This window comes from Thalassolituus sp., assembly GCF_984348125.1.
Genome location: NZ_CFHJLR010000003.1, coordinates 187,707 through 204,373, shown reverse-complemented (window position 1 = coordinate 204,373; position 16,667 = coordinate 187,707). Strand labels below are relative to the sequence as shown.

17 protein-coding genes and 1 riboswitch are annotated in these 16,667 nt (G+C 52.1%); of the genes, 10 read left to right on the top strand and 7 right to left on the bottom strand.

Going from position 1 to position 16,667, the window contains the following annotated elements; genetic code table 11:
- Positions 1-27: 27 nt before the first annotated feature.
- The 4 genes from AC5E51_RS03590 to AC5E51_RS03575 all read left to right on the top strand — a co-directional run bounded on the left by AC5E51_RS03590 (position 28) and on the right by AC5E51_RS03575 (position 3,702).
- Positions 28-1,245, top strand: a complete 1,218-nt coding sequence (locus AC5E51_RS03590) for a glycosyltransferase (protein ID WP_301378039.1) — start codon at positions 28-30, stop codon at positions 1,243-1,245.
- 21 nt (positions 1,246-1,266) lie between these two features.
- Positions 1,267-1,581, top strand: coding sequence for a hypothetical protein (locus tag AC5E51_RS03585; RefSeq protein WP_068438400.1), 315 nt, complete (start codon positions 1,267-1,269; stop codon positions 1,579-1,581).
- Between the two features lie 170 nt (positions 1,582-1,751).
- Positions 1,752-2,864 (top strand): putative solute-binding protein, encoded by a 1,113-nt coding sequence (locus tag AC5E51_RS03580; RefSeq protein ID WP_301378040.1) that lies wholly within the window; start codon positions 1,752-1,754, stop codon positions 2,862-2,864.
- Positions 2,865-3,036: 172 nt separating this feature from the next.
- Positions 3,037-3,702 carry a YoaK family protein gene (locus tag AC5E51_RS03575; RefSeq protein ID WP_301378041.1) on the top strand — a complete coding sequence of 222 codons (666 nt, stop codon included), beginning with the start codon at positions 3,037-3,039 and terminating at the stop codon, positions 3,700-3,702.
- Here AC5E51_RS03575 and AC5E51_RS03570 read toward each other — a convergent pair.
- The 4 genes from AC5E51_RS03570 to AC5E51_RS03555 form a co-directional block, all read right to left on the bottom strand.
- Positions 3,699-4,901, bottom strand: coding sequence for a cation:proton antiporter (locus AC5E51_RS03570; protein ID WP_068438393.1), 1,203 nt, complete (start codon positions 4,899-4,901; stop codon positions 3,699-3,701). The two genes, AC5E51_RS03575 and AC5E51_RS03570, sit on opposite strands and share 4 nt — an antisense overlap.
- A gap of 16 nt (positions 4,902-4,917) precedes the next feature.
- A complete protein-coding gene (locus tag AC5E51_RS03565) occupies positions 4,918-5,241 on the bottom strand; it encodes a hypothetical protein (protein ID WP_068438390.1) in 324 nt (107 codons plus the stop codon).
- Positions 5,225-5,755 (bottom strand): hypothetical protein, encoded by a 531-nt coding sequence (locus tag AC5E51_RS03560; RefSeq protein WP_273089357.1) that lies wholly within the window; start codon positions 5,753-5,755, stop codon positions 5,225-5,227. The genes AC5E51_RS03565 and AC5E51_RS03560 overlap by 17 nt, the downstream gene beginning before the upstream one ends.
- Positions 5,756-5,860: 105 nt before the next feature.
- On the bottom strand, positions 5,861-6,664 hold the full coding sequence (locus AC5E51_RS03555; protein WP_297534029.1) for a TatD family hydrolase: 804 nt from the start codon (positions 6,662-6,664) through the stop codon (positions 5,861-5,863).
- 188 nt (positions 6,665-6,852) lie between these two features.
- On the opposite strand from AC5E51_RS03555, the gene AC5E51_RS03550 reads away from it, so the two are divergent.
- Positions 6,853-7,116, top strand: a complete 264-nt coding sequence (locus AC5E51_RS03550; protein WP_301378042.1) for a hypothetical protein — start codon at positions 6,853-6,855, stop codon at positions 7,114-7,116.
- A gap of 98 nt (positions 7,117-7,214) precedes the next feature.
- Here AC5E51_RS03550 and AC5E51_RS03545 read toward each other — a convergent pair whose 3' ends face one another.
- Positions 7,215-7,679 (bottom strand): 6,7-dimethyl-8-ribityllumazine synthase, encoded by a 465-nt coding sequence (locus tag AC5E51_RS03545; RefSeq protein ID WP_301378043.1) that lies wholly within the window; start codon positions 7,677-7,679, stop codon positions 7,215-7,217.
- Between the two features lie 2 nt (positions 7,680-7,681).
- Positions 7,682-7,808: riboswitch (FMN riboswitch) on the bottom strand.
- A 117-nt stretch (positions 7,809-7,925) separates the two neighbouring features.
- Between AC5E51_RS03545 and dnaE the strand changes: the two genes are divergently transcribed.
- The 5 genes from dnaE (at position 7,926) to AC5E51_RS03520 (ending at position 14,592) form a co-directional block, all read left to right on the top strand.
- The gene (gene dnaE, locus AC5E51_RS03540; protein WP_301378044.1) at positions 7,926-11,420 is read left to right on the top strand and encodes a DNA polymerase III subunit alpha; all 3,495 of its coding nucleotides are present in this window, start codon (positions 7,926-7,928) and stop codon (positions 11,418-11,420) included.
- On the top strand, positions 11,401-12,753 hold the full coding sequence (gene tilS, locus AC5E51_RS03535) for a tRNA lysidine(34) synthetase TilS (RefSeq protein WP_301378045.1): 1,353 nt from the start codon (positions 11,401-11,403) through the stop codon (positions 12,751-12,753). Before dnaE ends, tilS begins: the two co-directional genes overlap by 20 nt.
- 16 nt (positions 12,754-12,769) lie before the next feature.
- Complete coding sequence (locus AC5E51_RS03530; protein WP_301378046.1) at positions 12,770-13,327, top strand: hypothetical protein; 558 nt, start codon at positions 12,770-12,772, stop codon at positions 13,325-13,327.
- A 161-nt stretch (positions 13,328-13,488) separates the two neighbouring features.
- The gene (locus AC5E51_RS03525; RefSeq protein ID WP_301391091.1) at positions 13,489-13,851 is read left to right on the top strand and encodes a thioesterase family protein; all 363 of its coding nucleotides are present in this window, start codon (positions 13,489-13,491) and stop codon (positions 13,849-13,851) included.
- Between the two features lie 9 nt (positions 13,852-13,860).
- Complete coding sequence (locus AC5E51_RS03520; protein WP_068435745.1) at positions 13,861-14,592, top strand: glutathione S-transferase family protein; 732 nt, start codon at positions 13,861-13,863, stop codon at positions 14,590-14,592.
- A gap of 4 nt (positions 14,593-14,596) precedes the next feature.
- On the opposite strand, the gene nhaD is transcribed toward AC5E51_RS03520, so the two are convergent.
- Positions 14,597-15,859: a sodium:proton antiporter NhaD gene (gene nhaD / locus AC5E51_RS03515; protein ID WP_301378047.1), complete on the bottom strand. Its 1,263-nt coding sequence runs from the start codon at positions 15,857-15,859 to the stop codon at positions 14,597-14,599.
- A gap of 120 nt (positions 15,860-15,979) precedes the next feature.
- Positions 15,980-16,612: a cyclic nucleotide-binding domain-containing protein gene (locus AC5E51_RS03510; RefSeq protein ID WP_301378048.1), complete on the bottom strand. Its 633-nt coding sequence runs from the start codon at positions 16,610-16,612 to the stop codon at positions 15,980-15,982.
- Positions 16,613-16,667: the final 55 nt, after the last annotated feature.

The window sequence follows — 16,667 nt, the reverse complement described above, 5'->3', positions numbered from 1 at the left end:
TGCGGTGCAACGCGCTATAATCGCGCCATGAAAACCTTTATTGCTATTGGCTACGTCTGGCCAGAACCCAATTCATCAGCAGCGGGCAGTCGTATGCTGCAGATTCTCTCGCTGATGCGTGCGAGCGGCTACCGTGTGCTGTTTGCCTCTCCCGCCGATGACAGTGATCATGCGGTTAACCTCGCTGCGATGGACATAGAGAAGCATCGTATTGAGCTGAACTCATCGACCTTTGATACCTGGCTGACGGAACAGTCGCCTGATATCGTGATGTTTGACCGCTTTATGATGGAGGAGCAGTTCGGCTGGCGCGTCGAGAAGTTTGCCCCGAAGGCGCTTCGTATCCTTGATATGGAAGACGTTCACTGCCTGCGTGATGCCCGACACCGCGCGATTAAGGCAGGGCGCCCGGTGACTGAGCTGGAGTGGCAGACGGATATGGCTTTCCGGGAAATCGCTTCGCTGCTGCGCTGTGACCTGACGCTTGTCATCTCTGAATATGAAATGAGCTGGCTGCAAGATAACTTTCCGGTTGATCGATCAAAGATCCTGTATCTGCCGTTTATGCTTAGTCCGTCCGATCGGGAGATCAAAGCATTTAATGAGCGTGAACACTTCGTCGCAATCGGGAATTTTCGCCATGCACCGAACTGGGATGCCGTGCTGCAGTTACGCGAGTTATGGCCGGATATTCGTCGTCAGCTCCCATCTGCAGAGCTTCACGTTTACGGCGCGTACCCGCCAAAGAAAGCAACGCAGCTGGATAATCCGGGCCTTGGTTTCAGAGTCAAAGGCTGGGCACCCTCCGCAGAGGCTGTGATCAGTAACGCGCGTGTGATGCTGGCCCCTCTGCGCTTTGGTGCGGGCCTTAAAGGGAAGTTACTGGATGCTGCCACACTGGGGACGCCAGCGGTGACCTCAGGGATTGGTGCGGAAGGCATGTTCGGTAGCGAACCATCGCCAGCCATGGTCGCCGACGAACCCAGTGAGTTCGTTGAATCGGCGGTTGCACTCTACAGGGATGAATTTCTGTGGTCCGAATACAGTGCAAGGGGGCCGCATCTGGCCATCGGCAGGTTCAATGAGGCCATTCATGGCCAGAATTTACTGACTCGGATTGATGACCTGCTCAATGGCCTCGAAAGACACCGCCAGTGCGACTTTATTGGTGGTATGCTTCGCCACCATAGCCTCAAGAGCACCCAGTATATGGCGCAGTGGATAGAGGCGAAGAACCGTCACTAAGTGAGCAGTCTGGAGGGCCAGATGCAGTTATCATACAAAGCGTTGATCAGCCTCTGGACATCAGCCCTCCTGTTGATTTCTCCTTTCCTGTTTATTGTCTTTGCAACTTCATTGGCAGAGTTTCTGGGGTGTGACCTGATATCCTCGGTCGGAGGCGTCTGCCATCTGGGGGACGTGAATATTGCTGATCTTCTCTACGGGCTGTCAATGTTGGGCTGGACGCTACTGGTGGGCGTACCGATAGGCTTGATTCTGGCGCCAACCTGCTGCATCTGGTGGTTACACTGCATGCGGAAAGAACGCAGCCGCCGCCCTTACCGGGCGACTCATATCTGAGTACTGGTTAATTTTTACAGACAGGTGTAAAGTATTTCGTGTTCGTCGATGTATGGGGTTATTCCGACGACAAACACCCGGCAGATGCTGTGCCCGGTGTGACAACAAAAATAACCGGCACTGCATATTTAGAGTAGTCGCTGAGATTAAAATAAGAACAGGAACAAATTATGAAGCGTTTTATCGCCACAGCCGTATGTGCTGTTTCGACTCTGGTTTCGGCGTCGGCCATCGCTGCCGATACTGAGGCCCTCAGAATCAAAGCCATGGACCCTAAGGTCGCTAAAGCTGAGCGTGTTGAAGCGATCAAGGCCATGTATCCCGATATGCTGAATGAAGATGGTTCGATTCCATCGCGCCGTATCTGTGTGTGGGATATTGCGGGTAAAAATGGCCCTATCTACAATGCCGCAGTCGATCAGGCTGCTCAATTGATGGAGTGGGGCGTTACCGTTGAACTGGATGCTTACACCAGCGAATCTGTTCTGACTGAAGAACTCAAAGCGGGTATGTGTGATGCAGCATTGTTTACTGGCTTACGCGCACGTCTGTTTAACCGCTACACAGGCACCATTGATGCAATCGGTGCGGTGCCAAGCCGTGATCACATGAAGTTGCTGATGCAGGCTATTACCAGCCCGAAAAATGCCGACCGCATGCTTGATGGTCAGTACGTTGTGATGGGTTACGCTCCGATGGGTGCCGCGTATATCTTCGTGAATGACCGCAAGATTAATACGCTGGCGAAAGCAGCAGGTAAACGTGTAGCCGTTCTTGATTACGATCTGGTGCAGGCTGAAATGGTATCGCAGATCGGTGCCAACCCGGTGCCAACGGCACTCGTGAACGCGGGTACTAAGTTCAATAACAAGATTGTAGATGTTCTGGCAGCACCACTGGCTGCGTATCAGGTCATGGAGCTGTACAAAGGGTTGGGGGATAACGGCGGTATCGTTGATTATCCGTTCTCACAGATCACTCTGCAGCTTGTAGGGCGTGCTGATAAATTCCCGAATGAACTGGCGCAGTTGGTTCGCGAAGACTTCCTGACACGGTTCGAAACAATCGAAAAACTGGTCAAAGCACAGGAAGGTGAGATTCCGGAACAGTACTGGATCAATATTCCTGACGACGATAAAGCGGAATATCAGGTTATGATGCAGGAAGCCCGTATTCAGCTGCGTGAGCGTGAATACTATGATGCCGATATGCTGAAGCTCCAGCGTAAGGTTCGTTGTAAGTTTGAGCCAGGACATTTCGAATGTGCTAACCCAGTAGAATAAGCCGGTAGAGTACGAGAACATCACCGGTGATTGAGATAAATACCCAGCATTGCTGGGTATTTTTTTTCTTTCAAATGCTGACATGGCAACGCAAAGTGCGCTGTCGTTTTCAACCCGATCACTTTGAGTGCGCAAATCCGATAGAATAAAACGCTCGACAGGAGCAGGCAGAATGATTCGTCAACTTCCCGTCTGGGTTCTGGCGGGCAGTGTGATGCTGGCGCTGAACGCAGGCTTTATCAATAGCGTCGCTTTACTCTCTTTCGCGAATAATGCGGTTTCACATGTAACAGGGACGGCGACCATTGCAGCGGATGCGCTGGTGTCAGGGCGGTCTGAAGTTTTATTCCATACAGCGAGCATACTTCTCAGCTTTGTAATTGGGGCCATTATCAGCGGTATCATCGTTGGTAATGAGGCGTTGCAACTCGGCCGCCGCTACGGTCTGGCGCTGACCATTGAAGCCTTTCTTCTGTTTTTTGCCTGGTACGCTTTCCGTACTGATCACATGTCGGCGGAGTGGCTGGCGTCAGCGGCCTGCGGTTTACAGAACGCTATGGTGGCGACCTATAGCGGCTCAGTCATTCGTACTACCCACCTGACCGGCATCGTGTCTGATATAGGTTCTGTGCTCGGGAATTTCTTTGCAGGGCGTGGTCTGCTCAGGCAACAGTTGCTACTGCAATTGTCTATTTTTCTCGCCTTTATCCTGGGGGCTGCGGCGGGCACTCTCGGTTTTCAGCAACTAGGTTACGATGCTGTACTGATTAACGGTATCTGGGTTGCCCTGGTGTCTGTTGGATACGCGGTGGTGCTGTTACGGAGTGTCCGTACTTAGCGTTTGAGCCATCGAACCCATAGAGGCACCGACATCCCGTGTACAAAAATACTGAGCACCACTGTCGTCACTACGGTAGGGAAAAGCAGCTGATACCCGGGTAGCTGCTCTGCAAAACCCAACTGCTCAATCACCATTAACAGGTACAGAATACTGGCAATTCCGCGGGGACCAAACCATCCCAGAAACAGCTTTTCTTTGATATCAAGCCCTGTCCCAGTCAGGGCTAATACGACTGGAATGATGCGTATCAGGGTGAGACTGAGGAGTGCGTAAATGACCGTTTCAAGGGTTATCTGTGGCAGTGCATCGGGCACGTAAATAAGACCGAACAGGAAGAACATGACCAGTGTTAATAACTGGCCCTCCGCTTCTCCGAATTCTTTGAGACGGGTAACAACCATAGTGCGCCCTGCGTGTAGGAACAGTCCGGCCATAAATACGGCAATAAACCCGTTTCCGCCGGCGTGTTCAGCGCCGGTGTAGGTTACCAGAGCAAGTGCGACAGAGGATAACCGCTGAAATACCGGATCCATCCAATCATGCCTTCCGGCTTGCTCAAGCAGGTATCCACCAAAGTAGCCCACGGCAATACCTGTTAAGGCCCCGAGTGCAATCTGCTGAAACAGAAAATTACCCCAGTACCATGGATCTACGGTGCTGAGGTCACCGGCACTGGCAATGGCAATAATCAAAAGGAGGAAAGGAAGAGCAAGGCCATCGTTCAGGCCGCTTTCAACTGTGATTGAATGACGGAGTTTTTCTTTGATGGCCGATGCTGAGAATACGCTCTGGGCAAGCGCCGCATCGGTAGGGGCCAGAATCACACCGATCATAATCGCGACCTGCCAATACCCTGGATACAGTAAGAAAGCGACGGCGGCGCCTGCCAGCATGGTTAGAGGCAGACCAATGCCGAGAAGCCGTATCGGAAGATTCTCGAACTTCACCAGATGCGATCTCTGCACCTGACTGGCGTCGGTAAACAGAATTAATGCCAGCGTCAGTTCAGCAATGATTTTGAGTGCACTGCTCTCGATCGCGGGGGCGCTCCAGTCCAGTAATACAGGCCCGCTGATAACACCCAGAAGCAGGAACAGCATGGGGGCAGTGAGCGCAATGCGCGCGATACGTTGGGATATCAACCCGAAGGTGAGTAAACCTGCCGCAAGAATCAGCAGGAGAGGGTCGTTACTCATTTAACGTTTCCTGAGGTCAGTCTTCCCAGACAACCCGTAAAGGTTCACCGAAGTCGTCGTATATGACTTTCTTTTTTGGGCCGGACGAGCGTTTTTCTGTGATTTTCTTCTGGGGTTTGCGTCGGGCATCACGGCGTTCATCAATAGCGCGCAGAACGTCAGACACAGGGGTACGCTCCTGTCGTTTTTCAAACGACATGGCCTGTTCGTTGTAGCGGCCATCAATCAGGCCACTCTCTCCGCGTTCAAATTCGTGGACTTCACCACCATCGCTCAGGTATCGCTCGATATCCTGTTTCAGGCTGTCACGAATCTCTTGCTTACTAGCTCGTTTTTTCATTCTTCGCTTGAATCGCTGCTCGTACCCCAAGGGTGATGGCCATCAGCAGATAGCCCAATGCCATGGACCATTTAATGGTAGCGCAGATCGCTGCGATGGTAACAGCAGGGTCAGTGGGAATGGCTGTTTCAAACAGCAGTGGCTCGTGAATACTGTTCTCGATGATATCCATCAGTGAGGGAATAACACCGAAAATAATCAGAAGATTCCAGCGCCCACCCAAGTCATTCTTCTTAAGTAACCAGGCCGTCAGGGTCACAATCAGGCCGCCATACCAGAGAGGGTGGATATGATCGTAAGTGAAATGCGCCTGAAGACCGGCTTGTTGTACGGCACTGATCGACGCTAACAGTTCCCTGAAGCTGGCCGCATCGTAAGTAAACTGGAATGCGAACAGAAGATGCGATGCATTTGCACTGTGCAAGGTTGATGCAATAGTGGCTTGCGAAATGATGTAGATGGTTGCAAAAGCCAACGCAAGCCATCCACGGCCGAACCAGTTCTGTAGTGCCATTCCCTGTTCCTGAGTCTGTCGTCAGTGAGTTAATCGCTCAGAATGACGACAGGTCAGGCAGTTTGCAAGGATTGTCGCTCTACTTGTTGCGGGAGCTGGTGCCTATCAGTTAAAGAAGGTACGTAACGAATTATCGTAAGAAGCGCTGAGAACTTCTTCAACAGAGAGATCTTTCACCTCGGCGATTTTCTCTGCGATAAAGGGCAGATATTTGGGCGCATTTTCTGTCCCACGGTATGGGACCGGAGTCAGAAACGGAGAGTCAGTCTCCAGAAGCAGCCGGCTCATAGGGGTGGCGGCAACGACCTCGCGAACGTTGTCTGCCTTATTAAAGGTAACGATGCCGTTGATTCCCAGGCAGAAGCCCAGCTCAACCGCCAACTGGGCCAGTTCCATGCCACTGGTGAAGCTGTGAACCACGCCTTTGCGGTTCATCTGGGGGGCGTATTCACGCAGTAGCGCCATGGTGTCGTCGTCGGCTTCACGCGTGTGGATGACGACTGGCAGGCCGGTATCGACAGCGATCTGAAGCTGCTCAGCAAAGACCTTGCGCTGCACGGCACGGTCACTGTTGTCGTAAAAATAGTCGAGACCAATTTCACCTATGGCGACAATCTTCTCGCGTTGACAATGCTCCCGAACAAAGCTGCCAGTTTCTTCGGTGTACTTTTCCGCATCGTGCGGGTGCACTCCCAGTGTGCCATAAACGTCGTGGTGCTCTTCTGTTAAAGCCAGTACTTGCCCCATGTTCTCTGGCGCGACAGCGATTGTCATAAAGCGCTCGACACCAATATCACGACCCTGCTGCAGGATGTCTGATGCCGGTTGTTCCTTCAGATAGTCCAGATGAAAGTGCGTTTCAATGATGGGCTGCTGATAGTTGGGGATATCTCTGCGTTTTTTGGCCATGTCGAATATGATAAAAAGTCATGAATGGGATGATGTGCGATTAAGCAATGACCCTAGGATATTGGTCATTATGTGATCGAAGTCATTATACGGGCCGAAAGGCGAGTATGACAGTTCAGTGTGACGGGCAGAAATCAGGATAGCCGCTTTGGTTAAAAGAACGAGCCCCACACGTGAAGGTATGAACAGTGAGTAGTCATTCAGAACCTCAGATAGAGCATCACCTGAAGCACTTATGTGCCAACCTGGTACGTAATCTGTGTGGACCGTGTCGTTTTTCGGCGAACGATGCTTCCATTGAAGTACTTCACTCCGAAGCAACCGGTACAACAGTCGACAACATCCCCCAAGCTCACTCGCATTCTGAGGCTGACCTCCGCGATGTGTGTGACGATATTGCCAGTGAGTGCCAGCGAATCCGGCGCTTTCAGTCTGTGCTGGGTCACCGTTGAATTATCGACGTTTGTGGTTCAGTAATGGTAAGAAAAGGTGTTGAGTGAGCGCTGTTTGATTGGCGTCACTCAACATACCCGAACAAACGAGTGTTTCTTCAGGCGATCGCTGCCTTAGCGCGCAGAGAGCCATCGGCGGCATTGGCCAATTCCTGACCTTTCACCACGAAGTGGCGAGTGTAGTATTGCTTGTGCTCGTCGTGCTCGTGGAAGTTATGTGGTGTCAGCACTGCGGTCAGTACCGGCACTTCGGTCTCCAGTTGCACTTGCATCAGCCCCTGACAGACGGCATTGGCCACGAAGTCATGGCGATAAATGCCACCATCCACCACTAATGCGCTGCAGGCAACCGCGTCATAGCGACCGGTTTTTGCCAGAAGCTTGGCTTGCAGTGGGATTTCATAAGCGCCGGGTACGGCAACAACATCGATGTTGTCGGTGTTGTAACCGCGTTCTGCCAGACCTTCACGGAAACCGTCCAGGCACTTCAGAACAATGTCGGTATGCCAGCTGGCATGGATAAAGGCAAAGCGGGCTTTGCTTGGGTCAAACGTAGTACTCATATCGTCTCTCTCTCATATCCGGACTGTGACCGTCGGCTCTGGAGTTTCACCAGATCTGCTGACCCTGTTTAACAGGCGCTCGCGGGCTATACCGCCGGTGGGGAATTGCACCCCGCCCCGAGAATGGTTGTTTCCCCTTTGCAGGGGGCGGCCAATATAGGCATATGGGCCGCTCAGGTCAAAGGACGTCTGTTTTGGCGTTCAGAGAAAACCGGTACAATCTCCCGATCATTAACAGGGGGCAACATGGCCGGTCGCTTTGTTCATCTCAGAGTTCACTCCGAGTACTCGCTTTACGACAGTACAATTCGTGTAAAAAAACTGGTTCAGGCAGCCGCAGATGCGGGCATGCCGGCGGTTGCTTTAACGGATCAGGCCAATACCTATGCGCTGGTTAAATTCTACAAAACCGCATTGGGAGCAGGCCTTAAACCGATTCTGGGCGCGGACCTCTGGCTGGAAAACCCCGATGACCAGACGGCGCCTTTCCGCGTCTGCGCTTTATGTATCAATGATGATGGGTACAAAAATCTCCGTGAGCTGGTGTCTCGTGGGTACAGCCAGAATCAGCACTTTGATAAAGCCATTGTTCGAAAAGAATGGCTATTCGAACAGTCAGCCGGTCTGATTCTGTTATCGGGTGGACGTGATGGCGATGTTGGTCAGCGGATCATTAAAGGTAAGCTTGAAGCGGCTGAGGCTCTGGTCGAAGAGTATATGGCGCATTTCCCGGATCGCTTCTATTTTGAGGTCCAGCGCACTGGGCGTGAGGGCGATGAAAATATTGTCCGCGCGGGCATGGCGATGGCCAGTAAGCTGGATGTACCCCTTGTCGCCACCAATGACGTACGTTTTATCAAAGCCGATGACTTTGAAGCTCACGAAACCCGTGTGTCTATTGGTCAGGGCTTTGCGTTGGACGATCCACGTCGTCCACGTGAATACAGTGAGCAGCAGTATTTCCGCTCGGGCGAAGAAATGGAGTCGCTGTTCAGTGATATTCCGTCCGCCATTGAAAACACCGTGGAGATTGCCAAGCGGTGTTCGGTAGAAGTCGAACTGGGCACCTACTACTTGCCGGACTATCCGATTCCGGAAGGTATGAACGAGGACGACTTTTTCCGCAAGATTTCTGAGGTAGGTCTGAATGAGCGCCTGGACGTCATTCTGGCTGGGATACCTAAAGACTCACCGGAATACGCCGAAAAGCGCAAACCTTACGATGACCGTCTGAAGTTCGAGCTGGATATTATTATTCAGATGGGATTCCCCGGTTATTTCCTGATCGTAATGGACTTTATTCAGTGGGCCAAAGATCACGATATTCCGGTTGGCCCGGGGCGGGGTTCCGGTGCGGGCTCGTTGGTGGCCTACGCGCAGAAAATTACCGACCTTGATCCGCTCGAATACGACCTGCTGTTCGAACGATTCCTGAACCCGGAACGTGTCTCCATGCCTGACTTCGATATCGACTTCTGTATGGAAGATCGTGAGAAGGTGATTCAGTACGTGGCCGACAACTACGGCCGTGAGGCGGTGTCTCAGATCGTAACCTTCGGCACCATGGCGGCGAAGGCGGTAGTGCGTGACGTGGCCCGTGCTCAGGGCAAGTCGTTTGGTTTGGCCGATAAGCTCTCTAAGCTGATTCCGGGTGATCCGGGCATGACGCTGGAGAAAGCTTTGTCGACCGAAGCCCTGCTGAAAGAATTCCTCGACGAAGACGAAGAAGCCCAGGAAATCTGGGAAATGGCCCTCAAGCTTGAGGGGATTGCCCGTCAGACCGGTAAACATGCTGGTGGTGTGGTGATCGCACCGACTAAATTGACCGACTTCTCGGCGACAGCCTGTGAACCAGACGGTACCGGTCTGGTGACTCAGTTTGATAAGAACGACGTGGAAGAAGCCGGCCTGGTGAAGTTCGACTTCCTGGGTCTGCGGACCCTGACCATCATCGACTGGGCGCTCGAAACCATTAACCGCAAGCAAGCGGAAAAAGGGTTGGAGCCGGTGGACATCAATATGATTCCACTCGATGACGAGCCCTCCTACAAGCTGCTGAAAGAAGCCAAAACCACCGCGGTATTCCAGCTCGAATCGCGCGGGATGAAAGATCTGATCCGCCGTCTCCAGCCGGATAACATCGAAGACATGATCGCACTGGTGGCCCTGTTCCGTCCGGGGCCGCTGGAATCCGGCATGGTGGACGACTTTATTAACCGTAAGCACGGTCGTGCCGAAGTCGCCTATCCACACCCAGATTTCCAACACGAAACCTTGAAAGAAACGCTTGAGCCTACGTACGGAGTTATCGTCTATCAGGAACAGGTGATGCAGATCGCCCAGATCCTTGCGGGCTACACGCTGGGCGGCGCAGACATGTTGCGTCGTGCCATGGGTAAGAAAAAGCCAGAAGAGATGGCCAAACAGCGGGATACTTTTCGTGAGGGTGCTATCTCGGTGGGGGTAGACCCGGATCTGGCGATGAAGATCTTCGACCTGGTAGAGAAATTTGCAGGTTACGGCTTCAACAAGTCTCACTCCGCTGCTTACGCTGTCGTTTCTTATCAGACTCTGTGGCTGAAACAGCACTTCCCAGCGCCCTTTATGGCGGCGGTACTGACCTCGGACATGCAGACCACCGACAAGGTGGTGGTCTTTATCGAAGAGTGTCGGGAGATGGGCATTGAGCTCATCCTACCGGACGTAAACCAGAGCCAGTACGGCTTTACCGTGAATGATGACGACGCCATCGTTTATGGTCTCGGCGCGGTGAAGGGCGTGGGTGAAGGCCCGATTGACGCCATTATTGCTGCCCGTAAAGACGGCCCTTTCCGTGACATGTTTGATTTCTGCAAGCGGGTTGACCCGAAGAAAATCAACAAACGGGTAATGGAGGCGCTGGTGCGTTGCGGTGCCTTTGACCGTCTTGAGTACACTGCACCGCGTTCGGTGCTGATGGCCAGCATCGAAGATGCCATCAAGGCAGCTAACCAGAGCGCCGCAAATGAAGCCGCCGGCATGTTCGACATGTTTGGTGAAGTCGAAGCTGAAGAGGCCGTCACTGGCGATGTTTATGAACGTCATCGTCGTCTGCGTGACTGGAGCCTGAAAGAGCGCTTACAAGGCGAAAAAGATACGCTCGGTCTGTTCGTCACGGGTCACCCATTCGATGAATATGAGAAAGAGGTCCGCCAGTTAGTGCCGACCCGCCTGTCACACCTGCAGGAAGCCAAAGCACCGCAGAAGCTCTCTGGTCTGGTGGTTGATATGCGGGTGATGAAGAATAAGCGCGGCGACAATATGTGCTTCGTCACTCTGGATGACCGCTCTGGCCGGATGGAAGTCGCACTTTTCTCCGATGTTTATGAACAGGTGCGCGAGGTCGTCGCTAAAGATAAGGTGCTCGTCGTCGAAGCTCAGATCAGCCACGACGATTACTCAGGCGGCCTGAAAGCTACTGGGCGCAATGCTATGGAAATCAGCCAGGCTCGCCTCACTTACGCCAATTCAGTTCGTGTCAGCGTCGATGGTGAGGTCAACCCCGATACCTTCTGTCAGCGCCTTGCTAAGCTACTGCAACCCTTAGAAAACGGCTGCCCTGTGGTTCTGGACTATCGCAACGAAGTTGCGAGTTGTGATATCCGTCTCGATGATCGTTGGCGTATCAATCCAACCGATGAGCTATTACAGGAGTTGAGATACGAATTCGGCGAGGCCTCCGTTGAGCTTGTCTTCAGCTGAGCAGCTGCGTATTGAGTTAACTGAGGCACTCGCACCGGTATTCTCAGAATACCCCGGTACGGCTGTGTATCTCGCGTTGAGCGGCGGCATGGACTCCCGTCTGATGCTCGATTGCATTGCCTCCCGGCCAGAGTGGTGCTCACGGGTGACGGCGATTCATGTTAATCATGGCCTTAGCCCGGATTCAGACCTCTGGCAGCAGGAATGCCAGCGTCACTGTGAAGCCTGTGGTGTTTCTTTCATCGGCCGGAAGGTAACGCTGGAATACAAAGGGCAGGGAACCGAAGCCGCTGCCCGGGACGCCCGCTACGCCGCTTTTCAGCAGTTGCTCCCGCCCCAGGCTCTGTTACTGACCGCACATCACGGTTCTGACCAGGCGGAAACCCTACTGCTGCGGTTATTTCGTGGCAGCGGTTTGGCCGGACTCAAAGGAATGTCACCCAGTCGTAAGCTGACCCGTCACCCTGACGATGAACGCACAGTCGTGCGTCCGTGGTTGGGGTTTACGCGAGAGCAATTGGCCCTGGCCGCAAGAGGGCTGAGTTGGATTGAAGATGATTCTAATCTGGATCAGACCTTCGATCGTAACTGGATCAGGCACAGTTTACTGCCGTCACTGCAGGCCCGGTATCCGTCTATTGAGTCAACCCTCATCGAAACCACACACCACCTGTCCGCTGACCATCAGTTATTGATGGATCTACTCTCGCCGGTATTAGATGAGGCGATCTCAGAATGTAACTGGCCGGCCACTGCCCCCTTTTGCCTCTCTGTCGAAGCAGTTAATGAGCGGTCTCCGCGGGTGCGTTTTCATCAGGTCAGGTATTGGCTTCAGAAAAATGGATTACCCATACCTCAGGGAAAGAAGGTCTGGCACTGGCTGGAACAGGCCTTGAGCGCAGGGCCAGACCGCCAGCCGAGCTTACGGTTTGACGGTGTCGTACTACAGCGTTTCAAACAGCACCTTTATGCATGGAGTGAACAAAAGACGCCAGATAGTGTCGACTGTATACCGGTGACATGGGGGCGGGGTACCATCGCGCCCTTAGAAAATAGTCGACTCTTGCCTGAGGGCTGGTCGGTATTGCCCGCCCGGCAATGTGCGTCGAAAGTTCTGCGCCGAGAAGGGCAACAGACGAAAACATTGAAGAACGTGTGGCAGGAAAACGGTGTTCCGGTCTGGCTCAGAGATGACTGGCCCATGCTGATTTACCAGGGTGATATTCTGGCCGTTCTGGGTTTGATGAATGAATGTTCTCCTGAATGTGAACCGGTAGACATTTTAAGCCTCAAATGGCGCCAGGGCGCTATTTGGAGGGAAACGACTGAATGATATTATGACGTTATCTATGACAGACAGCAGAAAGCAAACTTGCAAAACGAAGCGCTGCTGGATAAGGATGTCTGCAGTAATAAGTATTGTATCGCTGATCTTTCTGGCCGGGTGTGAGGACCAGACCGCAAAAATACTGCGTGGAGAAAAGCCAGTCTCAAATTTATGGTCTGAAATGGGGACTGCCTCTCAGACAGAGGCAGAGGCAAGCGACGATACTTCAGCTCAGAGTAAGTCAGATCAGAATTCTGATCCGGAAGGCGTATCAGGATCAGAAGAGAGTTCTGAGGCTGAAAAGACTTTTCTGAAGACAGTAACGAAAGTAAAAGAAGAGAATAAAAATAAAGACAAAAGGCCCCTGAATTTATCTTTGCCCTCGATGTCCTGGGAGACGATAGGAGGTGACGGTTCTTCTCGCGGCGTGCTCCCCGATGTATTCCGGGAAATACCGCAGGAGTCGACATTGAACTTCTCCGGAAAACTGCTCTGGGATGAATCAGAAGAGGCTAGGCAAATGCCGATCGAAGATACAATTAAAGGCGCAGAGGTAGAACTGCAGTTCTATTTGCCCTGACAGGATAAGCCATGAATCTGTTAATACGTTTTTTTCTTCTCTGGCTGTTCAGCGGCCAGACACAGCATAGCAAGAGCGATACGGTCAGGCAGAGTTACCGCATCCAGCCGCATGATATGGGCTGGCGGAACCATCTTCCAAATTTCCGCTTTCTGAGTTTTATGGAATTAGGAAGGTTTCAGTTCTGGAGAGGGCTTAAACAAGAACTGAAGCGGCCTGCGGGGATGCGTCTGATTGCCGCGCAGGACATGATTTATATCCGCCCGGTAGGTTTTCTCGCCCGGCTGGATATGGAGACCACTCTTCTGGGGTGGGATAAGAAGTACGTATATTTCAGACACGATTTTTACGTGGGGAAAAAACTGGTGGCAACTGGAATCGTGAAGGAAGCGTGTGTCGCCAAAGGAGCAGTTCTGTCCCCGGAAGATATTTTCAGTGGAGAAAGTCCACAGAGTGCTGCGGGTATCGTGGAGAGCTGGCAGCAATTTCAGGCGGAAGTCCGGAGTGCATCGGGACCCCGCTGAGGAGGTCCGATGATAAAGCTATATCAGTTCCCGGTGTCGCACTACTGCGAAAAAGTTCGCTGGGCGCTGGATTTTAAGGGGCTGAAATACCGGAAAATTAATCTTGTACCTGGACCTCATGTGCGCAAGGTTCTGCAGATGGCCTCAAGATCACAGGTGCCGGTTCTTGAAGACGGCAAAGTGATAGTGCAGGGCAGTGCAGAGATTATTGATTACCTCGAATCGAAATACCCCGAACGCTCACTCACGCCAAAAGACCCTTCGCTGGCAGAGCAAGCCAGGGCTTGGGAAGAGCGTCTGGATCGGATCGCTGGCCCAGCGGTCAGAACGTTTAATTATCATTTCCTGTTACCATTCCCGAGAGCAATCGTGCCCTTGCTTACTGCAAAACAGAGCCTGGTAGTGAGCATGATGTTTTACGTTGGTTATCGTAAGCTCTCGAATACCTTACGTGGCTGGATGAACATCAACGAAACCAGTGCTCACAAAGCAATGAACGACATGGATGAATTGCTGAACGAATTGCGACAGATATATGCGAACACCCGATATCTGGTCGGTGATGAATTTACGCGTGCTGATCTCACTGCCTGCGCTTTGTTTGCACCTTTATTCAGACCGAATGGCTATGGCCTTAAGTGGCCGACTGACGTCGAGGAACCCGCCGAAATGAAACACTGGAAAGCGTCTCACGAGCGAGCCCTGCAATCGTTGGCTATTCGCTACGAACAGAACCGTTAAGGCGTCAGGTTTGAGCGAAGATCAGGGTGCCGAGCCCCATCGTCAGAGCGTACCCCAGGGTGTATGCCAGTAGTAAAGCGACGATAAATCTCAGATAAGTGCCAAACGTTAATGCTTCAATCTTACTCATTGCGACAATGCCTGCGGCTGAACCTATGATCAGCAGTGAACCACCCACTCCTACGGCATAGGTCAGTGCCAACCACTCCGCTGGACTCATCACAACGTCTGATTTGAGCAGGGCAGCAGTGAGAGGGACGTTATCGATAATGGATGAAAACAGCCCCATCAGATAGTTCGCCTGCCACGCAGGAAGATACTCATAGACGGCAACAAACGAATCCAGTGCTCGGATCTCTTTCAGCGCGCCGACCACCATAAGAATGCCGAGGAAGAACATCAGGGTATCGAATTCGATACGACGGATATAATCCATAATAGGATCATCCTCAGTATCTTCTCCCATCCCTTTCGCGACCAGGAACATAATGGACAGCCCGGTCAGAAAGGTAAGTACAGGTGGAATATCGAAGAGTACATTGAAGGCAATGGTAGTCATGATCGTCAGCAGGAAAATACCCGCTACGACAATGTCGACCTGCTGTAGGTCGTGCGATGTTTTGGTGACAGTCACCTCGCCGGACATCGGTAACATCAGCAGAGCGATCAGAACGAGAACGGCACAGAAGGCTGGCAGAGAAAGCATCAGCAGGCTGGTAATTTCTGCTTTATCGGCGAGAAATATCATCAACGTCGTCACGTCGCCAGTGATCATGGCCACGCCGCCTGAATTCACAGCAAAGACAGCAATCGCGGCGAACCTCAGTGTCTTCTGAGCAGGTAATTGCAACGAAAGAATGAGAGCGACGGATACCAGTGTCGCGGTAATGTTGTCGGCGAGCGATGAGAAGACAAAGGCAAATAAACCAGTGAGCAGCATCAGTTTTCGTTCGGATATTTGCTGCGGAAGCACCTTGAAAATGGCGCTTTCGATCAAGCCCTTTTTATTAAGGTAAGCGACAAAGGTCATCGCTGCGGTGAGGAACAGCCAGAGTGCGGCAATTTCTCCGATGTTTTCTTTCAGCCCTTCCTCAATCCTATGATGCTCCGGTGTCCCGATGCTGGCGGCAAACAGAATGACCCAGGAAATTGAGCCGAAGAACAATACCGACTGGGCTTTATTAATGTGAATAACTTCTTCGAAGATAATTCCGATCAACGCCAGCACGGCGAGTGTAATCAGAATCCAGGAAACAAATTCAGGCATGAGCGACGCTTATTCAGGGCATGAGAACCTTCATTCTATGCCCATCACCATAGGTGCGAAAGCAGACATATGTCCTAATTGCTGAACAAATTGATCCAGCTCAGAGGCTGTTACGTGAGATCAGTTATCTGACAGGCTGGCGTCATTCCAGTCGCGCAATAGTTCTGCCTGAAGATGAGCAAGCTCCATCAATGCATGCAGTTCGGCAGCTGTATTCTTCTCGCCAGAATAGATAGGCAGAGAGCGGATGCGTTGTACGAGTGCGTGGTCCGGTGATTCCATTTTTTTTCGCTCAAGTGCCCAGCGGATATTGCTGTTCAGCATGCGGAAGAAGGTAATACGAGTTGTCAGGCTGAAGATACTGGCGCTGTCGCTGTGACGGAAGTGGTCGAACTCAATGCCTGCCAGCAGGGCGTTCTTACTCGAGACCCGGATAGATGCTGAGCGCTTAAAATTCAGCACCATTGCCATGACACCAAATGGTTCGCCGGGGTTGATTGTGCCCAAGACTTCTTCTGCGTGATCATCGGCAATGACGTCGAGCTCACCACGCAGCAGAAAATACAATACGTTTGCGCCATCACCTTTATGCAGCACAATTTCATTCTGCTCGGCGGTCACAAATCGCGCCTGCGTCATCAATAACTCGAATTGTTCTGGATCAGTCTTCAGTAGCTCTTTGAAAAAAGTGACGCCGGAAACGATTCTGTGGAGGTTTTCAAGCGGGTACTCTTCCCGGGTGACGGGGCGCATAAAAGATCCTGTTGTCTAACGCACACCTAACGCTCAGGTATGCCCTATGATTTAT

What these genes read in the sequence shown, in the direction of transcription:
- AC5E51_RS03590 (WP_301378039.1), top strand. Translation starts at nt 28, where the DNA reads ATGAAAACCTTTATTGCTATTGGCTACGTCTGGCCAGAACCCAATTCA.
- AC5E51_RS03585 (WP_068438400.1), top strand. Translation starts at nt 1,267, where the DNA reads ATGCAGTTATCATACAAAGCGTTGATCAGCCTCTGGACATCAGCCCTC.
- AC5E51_RS03580 (WP_301378040.1), top strand. Translation starts at nt 1,752, where the DNA reads ATGAAGCGTTTTATCGCCACAGCCGTATGTGCTGTTTCGACTCTGGTT.
- AC5E51_RS03575 (WP_301378041.1), top strand. Translation starts at nt 3,037, where the DNA reads ATGATTCGTCAACTTCCCGTCTGGGTTCTGGCGGGCAGTGTGATGCTG.
- AC5E51_RS03570 (WP_068438393.1), bottom strand. Translation starts at nt 4,901, where the DNA reads ATGAGTAACGACCCTCTCCTGCTGATTCTTGCGGCAGGTTTACTCACC.
- AC5E51_RS03565 (WP_068438390.1), bottom strand. Translation starts at nt 5,241, where the DNA reads ATGAAAAAACGAGCTAGTAAGCAAGAGATTCGTGACAGCCTGAAACAG.
- AC5E51_RS03560 (WP_273089357.1), bottom strand. Translation starts at nt 5,755, where the DNA reads ATGGCACTACAGAACTGGTTCGGCCGTGGATGGCTTGCGTTGGCTTTT.
- AC5E51_RS03555 (WP_297534029.1), bottom strand. Translation starts at nt 6,664, where the DNA reads ATGGCCAAAAAACGCAGAGATATCCCCAACTATCAGCAGCCCATCATT.
- AC5E51_RS03545 (WP_301378043.1), bottom strand. Translation starts at nt 7,679, where the DNA reads ATGAGTACTACGTTTGACCCAAGCAAAGCCCGCTTTGCCTTTATCCAT.
- dnaE (WP_301378044.1), top strand. Translation starts at nt 7,926, where the DNA reads ATGGCCGGTCGCTTTGTTCATCTCAGAGTTCACTCCGAGTACTCGCTT.
- AC5E51_RS03530 (WP_301378046.1), top strand. Translation starts at nt 12,770, where the DNA reads ATGACAGACAGCAGAAAGCAAACTTGCAAAACGAAGCGCTGCTGGATA.
- AC5E51_RS03525 (WP_301391091.1), top strand. Translation starts at nt 13,489, where the DNA reads ATGGAATTAGGAAGGTTTCAGTTCTGGAGAGGGCTTAAACAAGAACTG.
- AC5E51_RS03520 (WP_068435745.1), top strand. Translation starts at nt 13,861, where the DNA reads ATGATAAAGCTATATCAGTTCCCGGTGTCGCACTACTGCGAAAAAGTT.
- nhaD (WP_301378047.1), bottom strand. Translation starts at nt 15,859, where the DNA reads ATGCCTGAATTTGTTTCCTGGATTCTGATTACACTCGCCGTGCTGGCG.
- AC5E51_RS03510 (WP_301378048.1), bottom strand. Translation starts at nt 16,612, where the DNA reads ATGCGCCCCGTCACCCGGGAAGAGTACCCGCTTGAAAACCTCCACAGA.